The organism is Leptolyngbya sp. FACHB-321 (assembly GCF_014695975.1).
Classification (GTDB): domain Bacteria; phylum Cyanobacteriota; class Cyanobacteriia; order Leptolyngbyales; family Leptolyngbyaceae; genus Stenomitos.
In genome coordinates this window covers 208,290-228,482 of record NZ_JACJPI010000081.1, presented here as the reverse complement: position 1 = coordinate 228,482, position 20,193 = coordinate 208,290, and the positions used below count along the sequence as shown (strand labels likewise).

Here is a 20,193-nt window from a genome sequence, read left to right as displayed (position 1 = left end):
CAGAAAATGACTACCACATCTAATATAGTGAAGCTTCCTAAAACAGCTTCACTGAGCTTTGACAAAGCTTATAAGAATGCGGTTTGAGCAGTTGTATCGATCGCCCTGAAAACCAGACTGAGGAGCGGTTAGCGCATTACCTTGTCTAAGTTAAGGTCTCAGAGACAGCCTTAACGTTTAGCAACTTGAGAATAAACAGCTTGAGAAGACATAGCAGTAATAAGGACTAACTGCTTTCTTCTTGATGATTCTCAGTTTCAGCAAGGAGGCTATGCCGCCTTCATCGAAAAGCAGTTTGTGCTAACACGTTACCTCCTTTCCAGGAAATGGCGATCGCTAACGAACACCACATCTGGACAAAGTAAAGTGTACGTCAGGAAATTGTAAAGAGTGACAAATTCCCCAAAATCCCAGCCCTAGAACTTAAACCAAAGCAGTGGATAGCAAGTATACAATGGCAGACCAGCAACCTGATGCTTCTAACGGTTAAGAGGCAATGCCGTTACAATCACTAGGCAATCATAACTAAGTCAGAAGTGCTTTAGGGTATTATGACTATGGTTTCTGTGCATCTAGTCTCAGTATATCTGCCCTTCAAGGGTATGTTCTGGTCACTTTCCGGCTTTCTAGCAACATGAAATTAAGGCACGAATCTAGCAGCTAAGAGCCTACCTGCTAGGGGTTTGATAAAGACACTTGGTCATTTTAGAGCTTGATAGTTGGTAAGAAGAGCGCTCTTAAGCACAAAAGTTTAGTGTTTACAGCAAACAGCCAATTTTGCAGCTAGCGACTTCGTTTCCAAGATTGTCAACCAGATTTTCACCCTTGCACTATCATTTACCCTGAATCGAGCATTATGACGTGGCAGCCACATGGAAGATCGGTATAGTCCTAGAGATACGCACGCCAATATATCGATTCGTTCGGCTCCTTTTTTTGAAGGGCTACCGGAAGCTGCCGTTGACAAAGCCACTGCACACGTTGTCATGCGGAGCCATCCAGCTAATCAGGTCATTCTGCTGGAGAATGACTGGGGTAGCTCGGTATACTTCATCCTGAATGGCTGGGTGAAGATTCGCACTTACAACCTTGATGGCAAAGAAATCACGCTTAATATCTTGGGCAAAGGCGAGTTGTTTGGTGAAATGGCACCCCTAGACGAAGTGCCACGATCGACCGATGTGATCACCCTCGCACAAACTGTTATTGGCAATATGCCTGCGCAAGATTTTGTCAACCTACTGCATACAGAGCCGCAATCTGGCATTCGGCTAGCACAGCTCATGGCGCGTCGCCTGCGTCAGGTCAATCGTCGGTTGCGGTTACGTGAGTCTGATAGCACCTCACGAGTGGCAGACATTCTTTTGTTTCTGGCAGATGGACAGGGCAAGAAGGTTTCAACTGGCACTGAAATTCCCAATCTGCCCCACCGTGAGTTGAGTAGCCTCAGCGGTCTAGCACGGGAGACAGTGACACGTGTGTTGAGCAAGCTAGAGAAGAAGGGACTGATCATGCGCGATCGCGATACCCTCACTATTCCCGACCCGCATGCTCTAGAACGATTGATGATTTAGTGCCTTAACACCTATCTAAGGCGTCCGTCGGCATTGCTAAAGCAAAAAGCGATCAAGGGCTGCCTTTAATTCTTCAATCTCCGTTTCGATGTTGCCTTCTTTGGCAGCTCGACCGATACACTCCGTCAAGTGTTCGTCCAGAATGATGCGGGCAACACGATCGATCGCTCCACGTACAGCCGCCACCTGCACCAGCACATCAGGACAAGGACGGCTTTCCTGTACCATCATTTTGATGCCTCGAATATGCCCTTCAATGCGAGACAAGCGATTGACAACACGCTTGAGCGATTCATCACTATGCACATGAGGGTGAGTAGAAGCGTCATGCTCATGGCTGTGGAGGTGGGGTTCTTCCAAGCGATTGCTTTCTCGGTTCTGGGGGCGTTCAGAAGTTGCCATTGAAGTTGGCTTATCCACTATATGTACTCCTGATTCTAGCCCAGGTTAAAGCTTGGTCCGTATGATAGCTACAGTTTAGAGTTTAGCCTGTCAAAATAGGTGAAGAAACAAAACAGCTACATTTGATACCTGTAGGTCGGTGCTATGAGATTCTCAACTTCCCGCTTGTTACGCCCATTTTTTGTGGATGTTCTGGTGATCATACTCATGGTTGCTTTGGCGCTGCCCATATTGCCAGCTCAGGCAAGTACCTTGTCGCCATCCGTCACCGCGATTAAACCAGAACAGATACCAGAAGCCGCTGGCAAGGGTAGCTTTGTAGCAAAGGCAGTGAACCTGGTAGGACCAGCCGTCGTCCGTATTGATACAGAGCGAACGGTGACTCGCCGCAGCAGCCCCGACCCCATGCTAGAAGACCCCTTCTTTCGTCGCTTTTTTGGTGAAGATGGCTTTCCCCAAGCGCCTCGTGAAGAACATCTGCGGGGACAAGGATCGGGCTTCATTATTGACCGTGGCGGGGTTATTTTAACCAATTCCCATGTGGTGAATGGTGCTGACAAAGTAACAGTCACACTAAAAGATGGACGAATCTTTGAAGGCAAGGTGCGCGGTGCCGATGCCGTCACAGATCTGGCAGTTGTAAAAATCGACGGTGGCAGTCTACCTGTTGCCTCGCTCGGCAATTCTGACCAGATTCAAGTAGGCGACTGGGCGATCGCTGTTGGCAATCCCTTAGGTTTAGACAACACCGTCACGCTGGGCATTGTCAGCACGCTTAAGCGCTCAAGCGCTCAAGTTGGTATTCCTGATAAGCGCCTGGACTTTATTCAAACAGACGCTGCGATTAATCCTGGGAACTCTGGTGGTCCCTTAGTCAACGATCAGGGTGAAGTGATTGGCATCAACACTGCCATCCGAGCCGACGCAATGGGCATTGGTTTTGCTATCCCCATTAACAAAGCGAAGGCAATTAAAGATCAACTGGCAAAGGGTGAGCGCATTATCCACCCCTACCTGGGTGTGCAAATGACCCTGCTGACCCCGGAACTTGCCAGACAGAACAACAGTGATCCCAATTCTGCCTTTGTAGTGCCAGAGGTCAATGGCGTTATTGTCGTGCGGGTGCTGCCTAATACACCTGCCGCTAAAGCAGGGCTACGGCGTGGGGATGTGATCACTCAGATTGACGAGCAGGCAATCACGACAGCAGAACAGCTACAGACGATCGTGGAAAACAGCCGCTTGGGTCAAACATTGCAGGTTAAAGTGCTGCGCGGTGACATCACCAAACAGTTGCCTGTACAAACGGCTGAGTTGAAAGATGCCGCCTAGCTCTTAACGTTCAGCGGTCAGCTATCAGCTTTGAATCCTACGCTGGTGGCTGGCGGCTGAGACAAAGCATTGGACATTGAAAAATTAGCGAACAGCTAATGCCTAAATCCTTTCTGCTAATTGCCCCTGCTTGACCGAAAAAATCTGTGAAGAATACAGCCATTGTGCGTCAAAAGAACCGAGGTGCGTCGTTGTAATCAGCGTTTGGTAACGGTCTTGAATCGTTTCGAGAAGCTGGTTTTGGCGGCTGAGGTCAAGTTCTGCTAGCACATCGTCAAGCAGCAGCAGGGGCGGTTCGCCAATAACTTCTTCAATCAGCTTGAGTTCGGCGAGTTTCAGCGCCAGCACTAAAGTACGCTGCTGTCCTTGAGAACCATATTGTCGTGCTGAGGTTTCGTTGATGGTGAAGGCAACTTCATCGCGGTGGGGTCCGACTAGCGTCGTGTTTTGGTACTGCTCGGCGATCGCCCGTTCTTGAATTTTTGCCAGAAATGCCTGCTGAATTAAGGCTGGCTCATCTTGCTCTAACGCAACGTTGGGCGCATAGTTAATGGTCAACTCTTCTGTACTACCGCTGATTTCACGATGCCAGCGCTGTGCCAGTGGAGCCAGTCGCTGCAAAACCCTGGCACGCCGCCGAATTACTCGCGTACCAGTTGCGGCAAGCTGAGCATCCCAAAGGGCAAGTTCGTCTTGGGGAGGTTGGTTGTCAGGTGCTGGGGATGGGTCAGTAGGTTGAATCTCGAGTGCCAGGTTTGAGTCAAATTGCTGTTCTGGTTGTCCTGCTTGCTGACCATTGAACGTTGAGCGCTGCTTGCTTTTCAGCAACGCATTGCGCTGTCGCAGCACCTGATTGTACTGCTGCAAGATGTGAGCATAAACAGGTTCTAGCTGAATTAACAGACCATCCAGCCAGTTGCGTCGCTGCTCCGGACCACCACGAACCAGATCGAGATCCAGGCTCGAAAACTGAACCATGTTCACAATGCCCAGAAAATCAAGTTGCCGTCGTACCGTTTCGCTATTAATGGCAACAGTACGACGGCTATTAAGGCGCAGGGTAAACGCGAGGTCGATCGAGCCAACATCTCGTTCTAGCTGTGCCGCGACTTGAGCACTCGATTTGCCTGTGTAGATGAGGTCGCGATCGCGAGACGTCCGGTGCGATCGCAACGTTGAGAGTAACTCCACCGACTCCAGCAAGTTAGATTTGCCCTGAGCGTTATTGCCTAAAAGGATAGTTTTAGGCGCATCAAACTCTACTGTCTGATCCAGGTAATTGCGAAACTGGCGAAGGTGAAGCCTTTTGAGGTACATGGGTAGAGTAATGAGTTACGAATTAAGAGTTTTGAGTTAAAGATGCAATTCAAAACTCTCTAGCGTAGCGGCGCAAAGCGCTACTCAAAACTCAAAATTTGCTACTTCTTCGTCTTGGCATACCACCGAAACACGAGCTTCTCTAACTCTACCCACACAAACATCAGTACGCTGACACCCAGGCAAACACCGAGTTCAAAACCACTTAAGTAATGTGTGTTGAAGAAGCTACGTAGAAAGGGGACATAGACCAATGCTAGCTGCAACAGTGAAGTTACAACCACCGCTCCTAACAAAAAGGGATTAGTCAACGGATTGAGTTCAATCGTCAGGCGCGTATTCGAACGAATTGCCAGAGCATGACCCATTTGGGCAATACAGAGTGTGGTAAAAACCATCGTTTTCCAGCGATCGCCACTCGGATCTTCAGCCGTAGGATTGGCGTGTGTATAGCCATAAGCCCATGACATCAGCGCGATCGCCAGGATAGCCAACACAATCCCAATCCGAATCATGTAAGCGCCTAGCCCACGCGCAAAAATGCTCTCGCCCGGATCGTGGGGCGGACGCCTCATTACGTCAGGCTCTGCCGGTTCGACTGCCAGCGCTAGCGCCGGTAAACCATCTGTCACCAGATTCATCCAGAGGATTTGTAAGGGTGATAGCGGTACACCACCAAGACCAAGAAGCGGTGCGGCTGCGATCGTGAGCAGTTCACCAATGTTGCTACCCAGAATGTATTTGATAAAGCGGCGAATGTTGGTGTAAACGACGCGCCCCTCTTCAGTTGCCGCGACGATCGTGGCAAAGTTGTCATCCAGCAGCACCATATCGCTGGCATCTTTGCTCACATCCGTACCGGTAATGCCCATCGCAATACCAATATCGGCTTGCTTAAGAGCTGGCGCATCGTTTACACCATCACCTGTCATGGCTACGACGTGCCCCTTGCGTTGCAGCACTTGCACAATCCGCAGCTTATGCTCAGGGGCGACACGGGCATAGACGCTCACATCTTCCACCTCATTCGCCAACTCTTCCAGACTAAGATGCTCTAATTGGTTGCCAGTAAGGGCACGATCGCCTGGTTTAGCAATACCTAGATCTTCTGCTACAGCTTGTGCCGTCAGTTGGTGATCACCAGTAATCATGACAGGGCGAATCCCTGCAGAGCGACAACGAGCAACGGCATCACGCACTTCTGGACGGGGAGCGTCCAGCATGGCTACCAGCCCCAGCCAAACTAATTCACGCTCTGAGACTTCATCAGACCCCTCAGGAGGAATGGCAGTTAACGGCTTGCAGGCAAAACCCAAAACGCGCAGCCCACGCCCTGCCATCTGGTTATTCTGTTCCAGAACTTTGCGGCGCTGCTCCTCGGCGATCGGCTGTGCCGCATCACCCACCTGAATCTGTGTACAACGCTCTAGAATCAGCTCAGGAGAGCCTTTTGTGAACATGATGTAGTGTGAGCCGTCGCTAGTGAGGGTAGGATCAGTGTCCAACACTTCGACGATCGCGCTCATACGCTTGCGCTCAGAAGAAAAGGGGAACTCAGCAACGCGCGGCAGTTTGCTCGCCCATTGATCTTTTTCAAACCCTGCCTTGCCTGCTAAGGTCAGCAATGCCCCTTCAGTAGGGTCGCCCAAAATAATCCATGAGCCTTTCTCTTCCTGCAAAACAGCATCGTTACAAACTGTGCAGGCAGTCAGCAGATTCAATAGTTCTGGTTGCTCTTGCGGATCAACTGTGGCAGCGTTGGCTTCAACAGGCGCAAACGCACCAGTAGGGCTGTAGCCATCCCCAGTGACGCGGAGAGAGGTGCTGCTGGTGTGGAGCAACTGCACGACCATTTTATTTTGCGTCAGCGTCCCTGTTTTATCAGAACAGATGGTGGTTACCGAGCCAAGGGTTTCAACGGCAGGCAGCTTACGAATCAGCGCTTGTCGTTTAACCATCCGCTGCGTTCCCAACGCTAGCGTGACTGTAATAACGGCTGGCAAACCTTCGGGAACGATCGCTACTGCCATACTGAGCGATACTTCCAGATACTCTTTGCCGACGTCACTCAGCGCCACTTCCAGCAAGTTCTTTCCACTTTGCCAGGTGGCATAACCAATGCCGCCAAGGACTACAAGGGCAACTAAAAGCAACGCACCCGTTACCAGTACTTTGCTGAGGAGTGCCATGCGCTTTTGTAACGGTGTGGCTTCCGCCTCTACAGACTGCAACATGGTGGCGATACGCCCTAACTCAGTCTGCATACCTGTGCCAGTAACAATGGCTGCTGCCCGACCCTGTAGTACTTCCGTGCCCTGGTACACCAGATTGATGCGATCGCCCAGCGGCGTTTCTGCTGGCAATTCCGTCTCGACGCGCTTACTGACTGCTTGCGCCTCACCCGTTAACGCCGACTCCCGAATTTGCAAGTTGGAAGCTTCTATCAGGCGACCATCGGCTGCCACTTGTACGCCCGCCTCCAAGAGCATGACATCGCCAGGAACCAACTCTTTCGAGTCTACTTCGATCGTCTTGCCATCCCGAATCACTCGCACCCTTGACGATGCCAGTTTCTTCAAAGCTGCCAGGTCTTTTTCTGCCTTGCTCTCCTGAAAGTAGCCCAGCAATCCATTTAAGATAACGATCGCAATAATGGCGATCGTGTCCTTGAAGGGAATTTCGCCCGGACTAAGCTTACCGGCTCGCCAATCAAAGAAATCTAGCACTCCAGAAATCAGTGCCACTGCAATCAGCAGCAGCAGCATGATGTTGGTGAATTGGTCTAATAAGATCTCCCAAGTGCTACGTCCACCCGCTTCAATCAGTTCATTGGTGCCGTATTGCTCCAATTGGGCGGTCACTTGCTGAGAAGTCAAGCCAGACTGGCGATCGGTTTGAAATTGTTCTAAAGTCTGCCGCACACCAAGAGTATGCCAGGTTAATGCGGGACCGGGTGAAGAGGATTTAACAGTCATAGTGAATGGCAGAGAATGCTATAACACCTACAGCACTTGATCATAGTGCCTAAAGCAAATTATCGGCACTATTAAATAGTGTGAAGCGATCATACACCACCTAAACCCTTTCTCACGCCCCCTTTTTTCTTCACAATGGTTGTGAATCCGTTTACGCCAAAAACGCTCCTTGGCAGACAAAGGGAGTTGCAACAGGTCAGTCAAATTTTGGCTACAGATGGTGATTTGCTGCTTGCAGGAGTACCAGGCAGCGGTCGGCAGACGCTGCTGCGTCATGCAGCCCAAATCGTTGGGGCTAGAGTAATTGAGATTGACTGTTTGCGTGCGACCGATAGTAATCGGTTTCTTCAACTGCTAGCCGAAGGTGTTGCCGTAGCATTCCAGGCCGCAGCCGATCGAGCACTGCTGCAACAGTGGAGCCAAAAGCAACCCATTATTTTAGAGACACTCTCTAGTGGGCAAGCACGGCTTGTTTGGCATTCTGCGCCGAAAGATGAATGGCTACTGTTTCAAAGTCTGCTGGCACTGCCACAAGCAATGGCAGAAGGGCTTGGCTGCCGCGTGGTGCTTGTTTTTCTCAACTTTGCCCATATTCGTTCCTGGGATCGGTCAGGCAAGTGGCAGCGCTACCTACGGCAAGAAATTCAGCAGCAGACACAGGTGAGTTACGCCCTCATAGCTACTGTGGCAGAGAGTTGGGTGCAAGACAGCAACGTACAGGTTGTCTTCCTGGGTCCCCTTGAGGATGCAGCCTTGCGCCCTTGGATTGTGGCAGCAATGGCAACCGAAGGGCTACAGATTGAACCTGAAAGTGAGGCTCTGGAACTGTTTTTGACCGTTGTTCAAGGGCATGTGGGAGACGCGATCGCCCTTGCACGTCGTCTTTGGCTCGATCACCATATGTTTGAGAATGGATGCACTTCAGCAGCGACTTCTAGCACTGACCAGCCAGCCTCAAAACAGCTCAAAGCACACACAGTTTATCCTCATCATGTTTACCGCAGCACGCTAGCACTGGTGGAAGACTTATCCTTGACCTTTGAATCACTCATTTTGCTGCTACCGCCTAGTCAGGTACGGGTGCTTGAGAGTTTAGCGCTTGACCCCACAGACAGCCCACACTCACGGGAGTATATTCAGAAACACAAGCTGTCGAGAGGCGGTGGACTTCAGGGTGCTTTAGCCAGCCTAGAACAAAAAGGTTTGGTTTATGGACCAGATTACGGTTATCGCATCACGATGCCGTTACTTGCCTTTTGGCTTAAACATCATCTTTCCTAAAGGCGTAGACTGTAGCGCTACTAAAAACTGGAACGCCGTGTACGACTTTCTCAAAAAGCCTGTAACGCCACCTCGCGGTATCAGAAACCAGCGCTCCACTGCGTTGATGTTACGACACGAGTGTTCCAACCTCTACAACGCCACGATCGTCCGCCTCAACCCACTCCTAAAACTCTGTGAGGTATGAGTGCAGGAAGTGCTATCACTGGCGTTCCAAGCATCTAGAGCGCTTTTCACTGCCGCCTGTCATCGACGCTTTATAAAGCGTTCGACTTTAACCTACGTAAAGAAAAATTAACATCACCTTCAAGAAGATCTGTAAACCTACGTAGCTATGTAAAGCATCTGACAAGTTGTTTTAGTTCACGGTTGTCATCAGCTTCGACTGTGTTGTTTAGTTTACATAGCAACGTGCATCCCCCCTAAGGGTGATACCACTGGAAGCCCAGCAGCTATAACCGTTTATTAATCAGGATTCAGGGGCAATACTAACCGAAGTTGAGGAGGCAACATCAACTGTAGAGCACAGCCAACGACCCAGGATAGCAGTGCTATAGGCTACATCGTTTACGCACAGCATTCCGCAACTAAATAGTTTGTAACTAAATAGATAAGTAAGCATCTAGTCTCAGAACCTTCGTGTTGCCTGTGTTTCCCTTGAGCGTTGACTGCTGCTGTAATGATTACTCTGCCGTAATCAGTGCTTCAAGTAGTAGACGGCTCAGGCTTTGACTATTTTCGCAAAGAAGTTGTTTAATCCAGAAAGGAATTATGTTGAATCTGAAGCCCTCTAGTGACTCTGATCGACGCACTCTTAATTTTTTGGAGAAAAATCCGTCCCTCTCCCAATGCTTGCTTGACGACTGTGGTCCAAATCTTAGTCAAGTCGCAACCATTATTGAACCTGTTCTAAATGCTTCTAGCCGTTGTGAAGTTAGTTCTTTCTATATTCAGGCAGTCAGTACGGGCCGTACCGCTTTTTTAACTACTAATCTACCGGACGATCGTGCAACCCAGGTAACATCAGTCGGTGCAAGCTGGTTGATTGGTCGCAACAGTACATGTGCTATTTCTATTAAAAGCTCATCCATTTCTCGCTGCCATGCAGTGATTGGGCATTGTCCCGATCGCGGCTTTTACATTATGGACGTAGGCAGTAGCAATGGTACATTCCTCAACGGTCGACGCTTGCCTGCGTTAGAACAACGGCTTCTAAACGATGGCGATTTAGTGGAGTTGAGCTATACCCGCTTTGAGTTCTTTATCTCTGGGTTTGGGGTACACAAACCTATTTGCCAGGAGACACAGGTGGGATAGATACAGGCAGTTGTTATCGAGAGGCAGTAGGTAAGGGCTAAAAAGCCACCGACGGCCTCTCTTCTAACTTTTTGCCTGGGCTTCTTGATACATCATTTCTTGAAAATGAATAATGTCCTGACGAGGATCAGCGTGGCTAACCTTAAGCTCCAGGCGATCGCCCGGAGTAACTGGTCGGGTAAAACGCATCGGTAGCTCCATACCCAGATCTTCTAGCAGCACCAGCCCAAGATTTTCATGTTCCCTTAGCCAACGCAGCATGAGGGCATCCCAAATTTCATCCGCATTGCGCCGTAGAAACTCAAGCCCCCAATAGCGGTTGGTCTGACGTTCCACGAGAACGGCTTCGTAGGCAGCAGAACTAATGCTAAGGATTAGCTCCTTTACGGCTTCAGCCGAGAAGGGAAGGGGGGCACCACGAAGATGCGCCTTAATCTGAAAATGCGATAGCAGATCGCTATAGCGTCGGATGGGTGACGTAACTTGAGTATACGTATCTAATCCTAAGCTGGCATGTCGAGCTGGAGTAATACTCAGTTCACTACGGGGCATACATCGCCGAATCGCGCACGAGCGCACCGGACCCGATGGCAGTTGCAGCAACTCTTCTTCAGACGGTAATTCTGGCTGTGGTTGGTTGCGGAAAGGGATGGGCAAGTTATGTGCCTGACCATAACGAGCAGCAACTTCACCAGCGAGAATCATCATCTCGGCTACCAACTGGCGTGCCATCGAATCGTTCAATACCTGAATCGTAATTTCGTCGTTATAGACTTTAATGGACGACTCTGGCATATGAATGCTGATCGCACCTTGTGACTGCCGCCAGGTTTGGCGGCGTTTTGCCCACCGTGCGATCGCCTCTAATTCTGACTCCGCTTGTACACCAAGCTCCAACATTTCATCCACATCATCATAGGTAAGGCGATACGTTGCCTTAATGAGACTGGCATAAATGCTATAGTCCTGCACTGCGCCTTCTGGACTCAAAATAACGCTAAAGCTTAGTGCACAACAAACCCGCCCCTGCACCAAGCTCATCGGTCCAGTGGCTAGCTCTGCCGGAAACATTGAAATCATGCCGGTCGGCAGGTACAGCGTTGTGATGCGGCGACGGGCTTCTAAATCTAGTTCATCACCAGGTGACAGCCAGCGAGTTGGGTCGGCAATGTGAATCCACAATCGCTGCACACCATCTTCGAGATATTCCAGACTGAGACCATCATCGATCTCAAGTGTGCTTTCATCGTCAATGGTATAAACCTTGAGATGAGTTAAATCCAGGCGATCGGCGTTGAGGTCAGGCGGCGGAGAGGTCAAACAATGATGTGCCACATCCAATACCCTGGGAGGAAAATGAACTGGAATCTGGCTACGCCGCAACGCCAAGTTCTCGTGGGCACTCCACAGCCCCATCTCGACCAGTAATTGAAACGCAGCCTGAGATGTCTCAGATCGCTTCAAGTGTAACAAGGTTTCCAAAGCGGGTGCGCGGTGGGTCGCTTCTTCACCAAACGTAGCAAAGCGCTCAAGGGCATCAAGACGAGGGCGATCGCTAGGCTGCCATTCGACAGGCTTTCCTGCTAAAGATTCTTCTACCCGTGCTAAAAAGCTCTGCCATTCCTGTTGACGTTGTGCCTCCATTTCTAACTGATGCTTCAGCTCCGACACCTGAGCTTGAGGGCGAGGCTCATAGCGATCGCCTTTCAGCTTGAAGTAGAGCTTATCTTCACTCAGCAAACAATGAGCGGCATAGCTCAGAGGTGGCGCTTGATCCGAGAAGAGCAACAGTGCCATCTTCGCAGGATCAGCGGCTTCACCGTCTTCAGCCAGAAATTCCCAGGCAATTTCCAGGTTAGACGGGTCTAAATAAGGCTGAATTTCCTTTAAAAAAGGAGTAATATCTGTTGGCTTATAGGTCCCCTCCACTTCGTAAGTGATTTGGCGGGGGTGAAGCGTGTGTGACTGACCGCGATTGTCAGTGGCAATCCAGTGTTTTTTGCCTTCTGGACGCTCTACAACAGCAAGGCGACGCTCACTGCCAAGCCGAAATTCAACAAGGGTGCCCTTCTCCATTAAAGTATGGGGGTATACGGTTAAAACTGGGTACAGGATGCAGGTGAAGAGAATGAGACAAAATCTTCAAGCCGCCGAGGCTAAACCTTAAAAGACCTGAACCCTATACCCTATGCTTTAACCTACCCTTCCTGGTTCACGAAGGGCAACAAGGCGATGATGCGGGCACGCTTAATAGACTGTGTAAGCGCACGCTGCTGTTTGGCAGTCAAACCCGTGATCCGGCGTGGCAAAATCTTACCGCGCTCGGTAATAAATTTGCGGAGCAGATCAACGTCTTTGTAATCAATGGGATCTTCGGGCTTAACGGGCGAAACCCGGCGACGGAAGTAAGTCATGGTAGTTGATCGGTAGTCAGTGGTCAGTAAATTACAGGGTTAGTAAAGGTCAGCGTCATAATAATTCGGACTGCCGACTAGACGCTATTGATAGCGATTTACTTGATCTCTTTGTGAACCTTATGCCCATTGCAGTGAGGACAGAACTTGTTTAGCTCAATCCGCGCAGTGGTATTGCGACGATTTTTGGTGGATGTGTAGCGGGAGACCCCTGGCGATCGCTTGTCGGGATTGGTGCGACACTCGGTACATTCCAGCGTAATTACAATGCGAACACCTTTACCCTTAGCCATAATCCTACAAATCAGTGAAGAAGGACGAAATATACACAAACATCCATTATTTCACACGATCGCTCACTTGAGCAAACATCTTTTTAAGCTTGATGTCGAGTGAGTAGCCCCGGCGGGTCTGAATCACTACGGTGCGGGCAATGCGATCGTGCCATGCTTGCCGAAAGTCGTTATCCAGGAATGCTAAACCACAATCCACCAGCAACGGGATCGGCGCGATCAAAATTAAGCCATTGGTGGGGCTGAGATTCACAATACTAAGCAACAGTAACAGGCTACCGCCGCCCGTCAGTGCTTCTCGTTTAGTTAGCTCAACCAAACCTGGCAAAGCCCGATACTTCGGGTCAAGCACTTTCATGTCTAGCGCCCACCGTCCTAAACTTTGCCCCTGGTTTTTGACAACAAGAATGACTCGTAGCCCATACCAGCTCAAGATAAAGAGAGGAATAACAGCGCTGGCTCCACCCAGAGTACTTAATAGAGATGCTGCGCCAAAGTCGATCGCAAAAGCTGCCACCCGGCGATCATTCGGCACCCTGGGAAAGCGTTGGGGCGACCCTAAATCATTACTCATAGCAAAGCCAAAGGGTACTCACTCTATTGTAGGCGTGAAGTTTGAGCCTCTAGCAAGAGCCAAGGAGAACAGCGATCCCCAAAGAGATTGCCAGTATCAACATCTACTGACTAAGAGTCTATTTGTTCTGATGCAAGCTTATCTGCATTGCTGCCTGTTGCCTCATCGCTGGCAACGGATGTCACAGCATCACTGTCGGTTGCCGATGCTGTGACCACAGGGGTTTCTGACTCTACCCATAAATCACTAGCAAGGGGATCATTACCAGGTGACGCTTGCGAAGGGGGAGGCGTAGCTTGAGTAGCGGTTAATGGCACCGTTTCGACCAATGCTAGCTTTACGTCAGGACGAAGAGGCGGCAAAAACCGATTGACCCGTAAACCCACCAGTGTAAAACTACGTCGGATTGACTCCAACGGATAAGGGGGCGTAGCGGCAAATGCTGATTCAGTGGTTAACATGACGCTAGCGACGCTGATAGGCACCTGCATAAAGAGATTGCTACCAAGAAAGGCACCTGCAGCCAGCAGTAGCCCGAAGAAACGCCATTTAGGAAGAAACGAAACACCAGGTGCGGCGATCGGAGCAATAGCGTAGATCTTCCACAACAGAAAAACTAAGAAGACTGGCACCACTGCTGCCAACACACGATTGCGCTGCGATTTAAACAGAACTAACAGCCGCCGTTGGTCATCAGTGAGTTGCTCTGGCTTCACTGCTACTGCCATCACACTAAAAATGTAGAACGGACGCTGCCATTGCATCCACAAGACAGGAGCAGCACCCACTACTCCTACCAGCAGGACCTCTAGCCACACTGGTAGGAGTGGATCACCAATCGCGAACCCGACCAAACAGATCTCCAGAAAAATGGGGAGTGCTGCTAACCCCGCAAGGTGTATCCAAAGGTAAGGGTCAAACCAGAAAGAGCGCATAAGCAACGTCAACCGATGAAGCCATGCCAAGTATAAAGCTTGACGCAACCTAAGCTTTGGAAATGAAAGCCTGGACGTACTAGCAAAGCGCTGTTTGCCTAGAGCCGTTAATTGAGTAACGAGTCTGGTAATAGGACGATCGCACGGCAAACTTGAAAGACTTGACAGTACGATCGCCGATTGCGTTGCTAATTCATAGTGTTATTTGCTTCAGCGATTGCTAGAGAATGGGGCGATCGCTGAAGCACGCCATCCCTTTCTAGCCCGCCTGGTTTACAACTCACTTTAGGGATAGGTTGCTCCTGAAAAAATCTTTTACTGCACCAAGCAAACTACTGTGCTGAGGATGCTGCACGTTTCTGCTTAAGTGCCTGTAGCTGCTGTAAAAGCAAATCGGCTTCTGCTTGAAGATGAAGAAACTCAACTTGCTGGTCCAACTGGTACTGAGACTTCATTGCTTCGATCAAGCGTGAACGATGCTGATCGACAACGGCTGCTTCAGCCTTCTGTGCTTGAAGTTGCTCTGCTTCGGAGGCAGGCACACGTATTGAACTGTTGCTAGTTAGAATTTGGCTAGTCATTTGTACTTACTCACACCGCAGGTATAATCTTAACCCAAACTTTACAAAATTTTAGCAATGCCCTCCGCAAACTGTAATCACAGGAGTCAGTTTTGAAACTGGCAAAATTACGGAAACAAAATGTTAGCAGAGACGACACCAACTGCAACCCTTGTTTTTTTGGAAGACGTCTAAGCTTACTGCTGGGCACATCTTTGACAGTTGACAATTGCCTAACAGTCAAAAACCATTGCAGAAGCACTAGTGCCGCCCCGCCTGAAAGGAAGATGTCGTAACCACGAACGCTAGCGATCGAGGTAAAAGGAGCGTTCGGGGTAAACTGAGATTGACGTCACTTTCGACTGACCAAACCATACTCGATCAACGCAACGTCGATCGCCATAGGTAGGGTTAACAGCCGCTAGGATTGTCATCTGCAAACCCGCTTAGTTCGATCGCGTAAAGCCTGTGACCACTGTTTTGCCTGCTGACTCCCATCGCTCTCCCGCACAGCCATCTGCTCACTCTGGACCTGTTGCTCAAGCAGCAAAAGCAGGCTGGCACGGGTTAATTGAAGCATATCGCCCCTATCTGCCTGTTACTGACCAAACGCCCGTAGTGACACTGCATGAAGGCAATACACCATTGATCCCTGCGCCTGCGATCGCGGCCCAAATTGGCAGGCAAGTAAAGGTTCTCGTAAAGTACGACGGTCTAAACCCCACCGGGAGCTTCAAAGACCGGGGCATGACAATGGCGATCTCTAAAGCAAAAGAAGCAGGCGCGCAAGCGGTGATCTGTGCCAGCACAGGCAATACCTCCGCTGCTGCTGCTGCTTACGCTCGTCGCGGTGGCATGAAAGCGTTCGTTTTGATCCCTGAGGGCTACGTAGCGCTAGGAAAATTGGCGCAGGCGTTACTCTATGGTGCAGAGGTATTAGCAATTAAGGGCAATTTTGACCAGGCGTTGAGCATTGTGAGAACGATGTCTGAGCACTATCCCGTTACGTTGGTCAATTCGGTAAACCCTTATCGCTTAGAAGGGCAAAAAACTGCCGCTTTTGAAATTGTGGATGCGTTGGGAGACGCACCAGACTGGCTCTGTATCCCAGTTGGCAATGCAGGTAACATCACTGCTTACTGGATGGGTTTTTGCCAGTATCACCAGGCACAGCGCTGCGCCAAGTTACCTCGCATGATGGGGTTCCAAGCTGCTGGAGCTGCGCCCTTTGTCACTGGGCGGCCTGTTGAACAACCAGACACTCTTGCTACTGCCATTCGGATTGGGCATCCAGCGAACTGGGATCGGGCGATCGCGGTACAGCACGCGAGCCAGGGCAGTTTTGCTGCCGTTACTGACGCTGAAATTTTGGACGCTTATCGCCTACTGGCATCTGAGGAAGGTATTTTTTGTGAACCTGCTAGCGCGGCTTCGGTAGCTGGACTGCTAAAGGTCAAAGAGCAAGTTCCCTCTGGCGCTACGGTCGTCTGCGTTCTTACAGGCAATGGACTCAAAGATCCTGATACTGCCATCAAGCATAGCCAAAACCAGCTTCGTCTGGGCATTGAGCCAGTGTTGGATACAGTAGCGCGGGCAATGGGGTTTTAGAAAAAAGGCTGAAGGCTGAAGGATAAGGGCTAATTTTTAGCCTCCAGCCCTTATCCTTTGCTTGCCTAGCCCTTGGCTTCCGACATTCCCATCACTTCATAGCCAGCATCAACATAAAGAATCTGCCCGGTAATGCCGCTTGACAAGTCGCTACAAAGGAATGTGGCAGCGTTGCCAACCTCAATCTGTGTAACCGTCCGGCGCAGGGGGGCTACTTGCTCAACATGGTGAATCATATCGAGAATGCCACCCACGGCTGAGGAGGCAAGGGTGCGAATAGGTCCGGCTGAAATGGCATTGACACGAATGTTATGAACGCCAAGGTCAGCAGCAAGATAGCGCACATTCATTTCTAACGCGGCTTTGGCAATGCCCATCACGTTGTAGTTTGGGATAACCCGCACGCCGCCCAGGTAAGTCAACGTGACGATGCTGCCGCCCTCTGTCATCAATGGTTTTGCTGCTGCACAGAGCTTGACTAATGAGTAAGCGCTAATATCTAACGCTGTAGCAAAGCCGTCACGAGACGTATCCACGAAATGTCCAGTTAAGTCTTCCTTATTGGCAAAGGCAAGGCAGTGAATGAGGATATCGAGTTTGCCCCATTGCTCTTTGACAGTGGCAAATGTTTCTTCGACTTGAGCATCATTCTGAACGTTGCAAGGTACAAAGAGGCTGGGCTGCAATGGTTCTACCAGCTCAGCCACTTTCTTTTCAAAGCGTCCTTTGTCATCGGGTAAGTAGGTAATGCCAATGTTTGCGCCTGCTTTGTGAAGCTGTTGGGCAATGCCCCAGGCGATCGAGCGATTGTTGGCTATGCCAGTTACAAGGGCATTTTTTCCGGTCAGGTCTAGCATGGCGATCTATCTTCAACAGCAACTTCGAGTGCTTCAAGAATACTCAAAGATGGAGCATCAAGGGTAGTGAGCCGCTGAACGGTCGTCGATCGCTGAAATTTGTTGAGTTATTTTGTTCTTGTTAGGGTAATTTGAAGCGATCGCTGCTTTTGCGTTCACACTGGCGTAGGGAGCCCGCTAAGTGGCTATCAGGCGCTTAATGTGACTGCCTACAGAAGAATGTGTAACATCAGGCACAAAAAAGCCGACTGGAGTGAGTTTAAGTGTTCTAAGTTACAAACTCTTGATCGTCTCAATTTGTCTTCTGTCGTGTGGGCTGGACGGCATGGGCTGGACAGTGTGAGCGGGTAATGTGGGAGCACCAGGTAAGGGGATATGGTAGTGACGCAAGATAGACCGCTGGCATCAGTATTTCGACAAATGGGTGGTGGTGCTTTTCCACCCGTTGTTGAAACATTTGAACGGGGTAAGACTATTTTCTTTCCAGGCGACCCGGCAGAGCGTGTGTATTTTCTGGTGCGCGGTGCGGTCAAGCTTTCTAGAGTGTACGAAGCGGGTGAGGAAATCACGGTCGCGTTGCTACGAGAAAATAGCGTGTTTGGTGTGCTGTCGCTCATCACGGGGCATAAGTCCGATCGCTTTTATCATGCTGTTGCGTTTACACCTGTAGAACTGCTTTCAGTTCCGATCGAGCAGGTCGAGAAAGCGCTAAAGGATAACCCTGAGCTATCCATGATTTTGCTCCGTGGCCTCTCCTCACGCATCCTGCAAACGGAGATGATGATTGAAACGCTGGCACATCGAGATATGGGGTCTCGCTTGGTGAGCTTTTTGCTGATTCTGTGCCGCGATTTTGGTATGCCAACAAATGATGGCATTACGATCGACCTCAAATTGTCCCATCAGGCGATTGCAGAGGCGATCGGTTCAACCCGCGTAACAGTGACTCGTTTACTCGGAGATCTGCGACAAGACAAAATGATTTCAATCCACAAGAAGAAAATCACGGTGCATAACCCAGTGACGCTGAGTCAGCAATTTACTTAGTTCTTAGCAGAGGAGTCAACCTGTCAGAAGCGATCGATTTGCAGGGAAAGACCAGCACGGGAGGACTGATAGGTGTTTGTTTAAGCCTTGTAACCCTCATTGCTTTACCTCATGATCACCTTCCTCCTCACTTCTTGCTCCTCACATCTTTCACAGTTACGAATTTCACAACGCGCTACAGAATTTAACGAGTTAAGGTACGCTGTATGTGAATTCGTCCCAACAGCTTCATAGTGCTGTAGAAGTGGGGCTTGTGGGAGTATAAGTGTGTCCGGCGGCGAAATTCTGATTGTGGCAGTGCTGATACTTGGTGCGGTAATTGCCACATTGGGCGATCGCATCGGTACTCGTGTGGGCAAAGCTCGCCTTAGTTTATTCAAGCTGCGTCCTCGAAAGACCGCCACGCTTGTTACTATCATGACGGGTATTCTCATTTCAGCTTCTACGCTAGGGGTTTTGATTGCTGCCAGCAACCAACTGCGAACCGGTCTTTTTGAGCTTGGCACTATTCAACGCCGTTTGCGAAATACTCGCACTGAGCTAGAGCAAGCTAGAAGCCAGAAAGGGCAAGTTGAGAGCGAACTAACAAAATCGCGTACCGATCGCGAAGCGGCAAAGAAGCAACTGACCACGGCAAAGAAGCAACTGACCGAGACCAATCAATCACTAAAAGGGGCGATCACTGAGCGATCGCGTGCCCAGGCAGAAACAGCCAAAACGCAGGCTGCACTTAGCAGCACCCAAAGTCGGCTGACGATCGTCTCACAACAGGCACTCCGACTGCGGTCAGAAATTAGCCAATTGCAGGCACAGCGCGATCAGGTCATTGGCCAACGTGAACAAGAAGTGCGAGCAAGAGACCAGATCATTCAACAGCGTGAAGCCCGCCTTAAAGACCTTGAACAGCAGCAAGAAGCGTTAGTCCAAGATGTCCAACGGTTGCGGTTAACGGCAGAGGGCTTACGCATCGGCAATGTTGCGATTCAGCGTGGTCAAGTGCTTGCGTCTGTCGCCATTCGGACAACAAACTCAGCGACCGCCAAACAAGCGGTTGATCAAATCTTACGAGAGGCAAACCAGGCAGCGCTTCGCTCCGTGCGACCAGGAGCCTCCGAACAAGTAGTGCAAATTACGAATGCCGAGGTTAAACAACTAATTGAACAAATTGATGATGGACAAGATTACATTGTTCGCATCTACTCAAGCGCAAACTACCTGGTAGGTGAAAAGTTGATTCAGGTTTTTGCCGATGCCGTGCGTAATCGGGTTGTTTTTTTAGCTGGGGACGTTGTGGCTGGCACCTCACTTAATCCATCAGCGACACCCGATGCTGAGCTTCAACAGCGAATCAACCAACTCCTTGCCAGTGCTAATTTCCGTGCTCGCAACCTCGGAATTTTAGCTGATTCGGTGCAAATCGGGCGCATTCAAGATGTCATTACCTTTGTTGAGCAGTTAAAGCAGTACAAACAAACAGTTGAGTTAAAGGCAGTTGCCGCAGACGTAATCTATACGGCTGGACCACTTAACCTTGAGTTAGTTGCCGTTCAAAACGGGCGAGTGATACTCCGCACGAAAAACTTAACACCGACAACTGATACACCAACGACTGATACACCGACGACTGGTACATCAACGACTGATACACCAACGACTGATAGGCAAAAACCCTAACGCCTAGTGCTGCAATGCTCTGCTTTGATGTTC

At 50.0% G+C, this 20,193-nt stretch carries 19 protein-coding genes; 8 read left to right on the top strand and 11 right to left on the bottom strand.

The window, feature by feature from the left end; genetic code table 11:
• Nucleotides 1-872: 872 nt before the first annotated feature.
• Nucleotides 873-1,574, top strand: a complete 702-nt coding sequence (locus tag H6F76_RS24470) for a Crp/Fnr family transcriptional regulator (protein ID WP_190453738.1) — start codon at nt 873-875, stop codon at nt 1,572-1,574.
• Nucleotides 1,575-1,610: 36 nt separating this feature from the next.
• On the opposite strand, the gene H6F76_RS24465 is transcribed toward H6F76_RS24470, so the two are convergent.
• The gene (locus tag H6F76_RS24465; RefSeq protein ID WP_190453741.1) at nt 1,611-1,976 is read right to left on the bottom strand and encodes a metal-sensitive transcriptional regulator; all 366 of its coding nucleotides are present in this window, start codon (nt 1,974-1,976) and stop codon (nt 1,611-1,613) included.
• A gap of 144 nt (nt 1,977-2,120) precedes the next feature.
• On the opposite strand from H6F76_RS24465, the gene H6F76_RS24460 reads away from it, so the two are divergent.
• Nucleotides 2,121-3,308 carry an HhoA/HhoB/HtrA family serine endopeptidase gene (locus H6F76_RS24460; RefSeq protein WP_190512165.1) on the top strand — a complete coding sequence of 396 codons (1,188 nt, stop codon included), beginning with the start codon at nt 2,121-2,123 and terminating at the stop codon, nt 3,306-3,308.
• 102 nt (nt 3,309-3,410) lie between these two features.
• Here H6F76_RS24460 and recF read toward each other — a convergent pair whose 3' ends face one another.
• Together recF and H6F76_RS24450 are read right to left on the bottom strand one after the other, a co-directional pair.
• Nucleotides 3,411-4,625, bottom strand: a complete 1,215-nt coding sequence (recF, locus tag H6F76_RS24455; protein WP_190512164.1) for a DNA replication/repair protein RecF — start codon at nt 4,623-4,625, stop codon at nt 3,411-3,413.
• Nucleotides 4,626-4,726: 101 nt separating this feature from the next.
• Nucleotides 4,727-7,600, bottom strand: coding sequence for a cation-transporting P-type ATPase (locus tag H6F76_RS24450; protein ID WP_190512163.1), 2,874 nt, complete (start codon nt 7,598-7,600; stop codon nt 4,727-4,729).
• Between the two features lie 135 nt (nt 7,601-7,735).
• Here H6F76_RS24450 and H6F76_RS24445 point away from each other — a divergent pair, with 135 nt between their 5' ends.
• From H6F76_RS24445 to H6F76_RS24440, 3 genes are all read left to right on the top strand, one after another.
• Complete coding sequence (locus H6F76_RS24445) at nt 7,736-8,881, top strand: ATP-binding protein (RefSeq protein ID WP_190512162.1); 1,146 nt, start codon at nt 7,736-7,738, stop codon at nt 8,879-8,881.
• Between the two features lie 37 nt (nt 8,882-8,918).
• Nucleotides 8,919-9,068: a hypothetical protein gene (locus tag H6F76_RS30050; protein ID WP_206754410.1), complete on the top strand. Its 150-nt coding sequence runs from the start codon at nt 8,919-8,921 to the stop codon at nt 9,066-9,068.
• Nucleotides 9,069-9,652: 584 nt separating this feature from the next.
• A complete protein-coding gene (locus tag H6F76_RS24440; protein WP_190512160.1) occupies nt 9,653-10,198 on the top strand; it encodes an FHA domain-containing protein in 546 nt (181 codons plus the stop codon).
• A gap of 63 nt (nt 10,199-10,261) precedes the next feature.
• On the opposite strand, the gene H6F76_RS24435 is transcribed toward H6F76_RS24440, so the two are convergent.
• The 7 genes from H6F76_RS24435 to H6F76_RS31185 all read right to left on the bottom strand — a co-directional run bounded on the left by H6F76_RS24435 (nt 10,262) and on the right by H6F76_RS31185 (nt 15,408).
• Entirely contained in the window at nt 10,262-12,274 is a 2,013-nt protein-coding gene (locus H6F76_RS24435) for a ribonuclease R family protein (RefSeq protein ID WP_190512158.1), read from the bottom strand.
• Nucleotides 12,275-12,396: 122 nt separating this feature from the next.
• On the bottom strand, nt 12,397-12,612 hold the full coding sequence (gene rpsR, locus H6F76_RS24430; RefSeq protein ID WP_190453764.1) for a 30S ribosomal protein S18: 216 nt from the start codon (nt 12,610-12,612) through the stop codon (nt 12,397-12,399).
• Nucleotides 12,613-12,710: 98 nt separating this feature from the next.
• Nucleotides 12,711-12,905 carry a 50S ribosomal protein L33 gene (rpmG, locus tag H6F76_RS24425; RefSeq protein ID WP_190453767.1) on the bottom strand — a complete coding sequence of 65 codons (195 nt, stop codon included), beginning with the start codon at nt 12,903-12,905 and terminating at the stop codon, nt 12,711-12,713.
• A gap of 46 nt (nt 12,906-12,951) precedes the next feature.
• On the bottom strand, nt 12,952-13,479 hold the full coding sequence (locus H6F76_RS24420) for an RDD family protein (RefSeq protein WP_190512156.1): 528 nt from the start codon (nt 13,477-13,479) through the stop codon (nt 12,952-12,954).
• Nucleotides 13,480-13,589: 110 nt separating this feature from the next.
• Nucleotides 13,590-14,414: a low-complexity tail membrane protein gene (locus tag H6F76_RS24415; protein ID WP_190512154.1), complete on the bottom strand. Its 825-nt coding sequence runs from the start codon at nt 14,412-14,414 to the stop codon at nt 13,590-13,592.
• Between the two features lie 332 nt (nt 14,415-14,746).
• The gene (locus H6F76_RS24410) at nt 14,747-14,995 is read right to left on the bottom strand and encodes a hypothetical protein (protein WP_190512152.1); all 249 of its coding nucleotides are present in this window, start codon (nt 14,993-14,995) and stop codon (nt 14,747-14,749) included.
• Nucleotides 14,996-15,279: 284 nt separating this feature from the next.
• Nucleotides 15,280-15,408: a hypothetical protein gene (locus H6F76_RS31185; protein WP_277881275.1), complete on the bottom strand. Its 129-nt coding sequence runs from the start codon at nt 15,406-15,408 to the stop codon at nt 15,280-15,282.
• A 136-nt stretch (nt 15,409-15,544) separates the two neighbouring features.
• Here H6F76_RS31185 and thrC point away from each other — a divergent pair, with 136 nt between their 5' ends.
• Nucleotides 15,545-16,582: a threonine synthase gene (thrC, locus tag H6F76_RS24405; protein WP_347276116.1), complete on the top strand. Its 1,038-nt coding sequence runs from the start codon at nt 15,545-15,547 to the stop codon at nt 16,580-16,582.
• 65 nt (nt 16,583-16,647) lie between these two features.
• On the opposite strand, the gene fabI is transcribed toward thrC, so the two are convergent.
• Nucleotides 16,648-17,439: an enoyl-ACP reductase FabI gene (gene fabI / locus H6F76_RS24400; RefSeq protein ID WP_190453784.1), complete on the bottom strand. Its 792-nt coding sequence runs from the start codon at nt 17,437-17,439 to the stop codon at nt 16,648-16,650.
• Between the two features lie 375 nt (nt 17,440-17,814).
• Between fabI and ntcA the strand changes: the two genes are divergently transcribed.
• The gene (gene ntcA / locus H6F76_RS24395) at nt 17,815-18,486 is read left to right on the top strand and encodes a global nitrogen regulator NtcA (RefSeq protein ID WP_190453787.1); all 672 of its coding nucleotides are present in this window, start codon (nt 17,815-17,817) and stop codon (nt 18,484-18,486) included.
• Nucleotides 18,487-18,753: 267 nt separating this feature from the next.
• Nucleotides 18,754-20,160, top strand: coding sequence for a DUF3084 domain-containing protein (locus tag H6F76_RS24390; protein WP_190512148.1), 1,407 nt, complete (start codon nt 18,754-18,756; stop codon nt 20,158-20,160).
• The last annotated feature ends 33 nt before the right edge of the window (nt 20,161-20,193 follow it).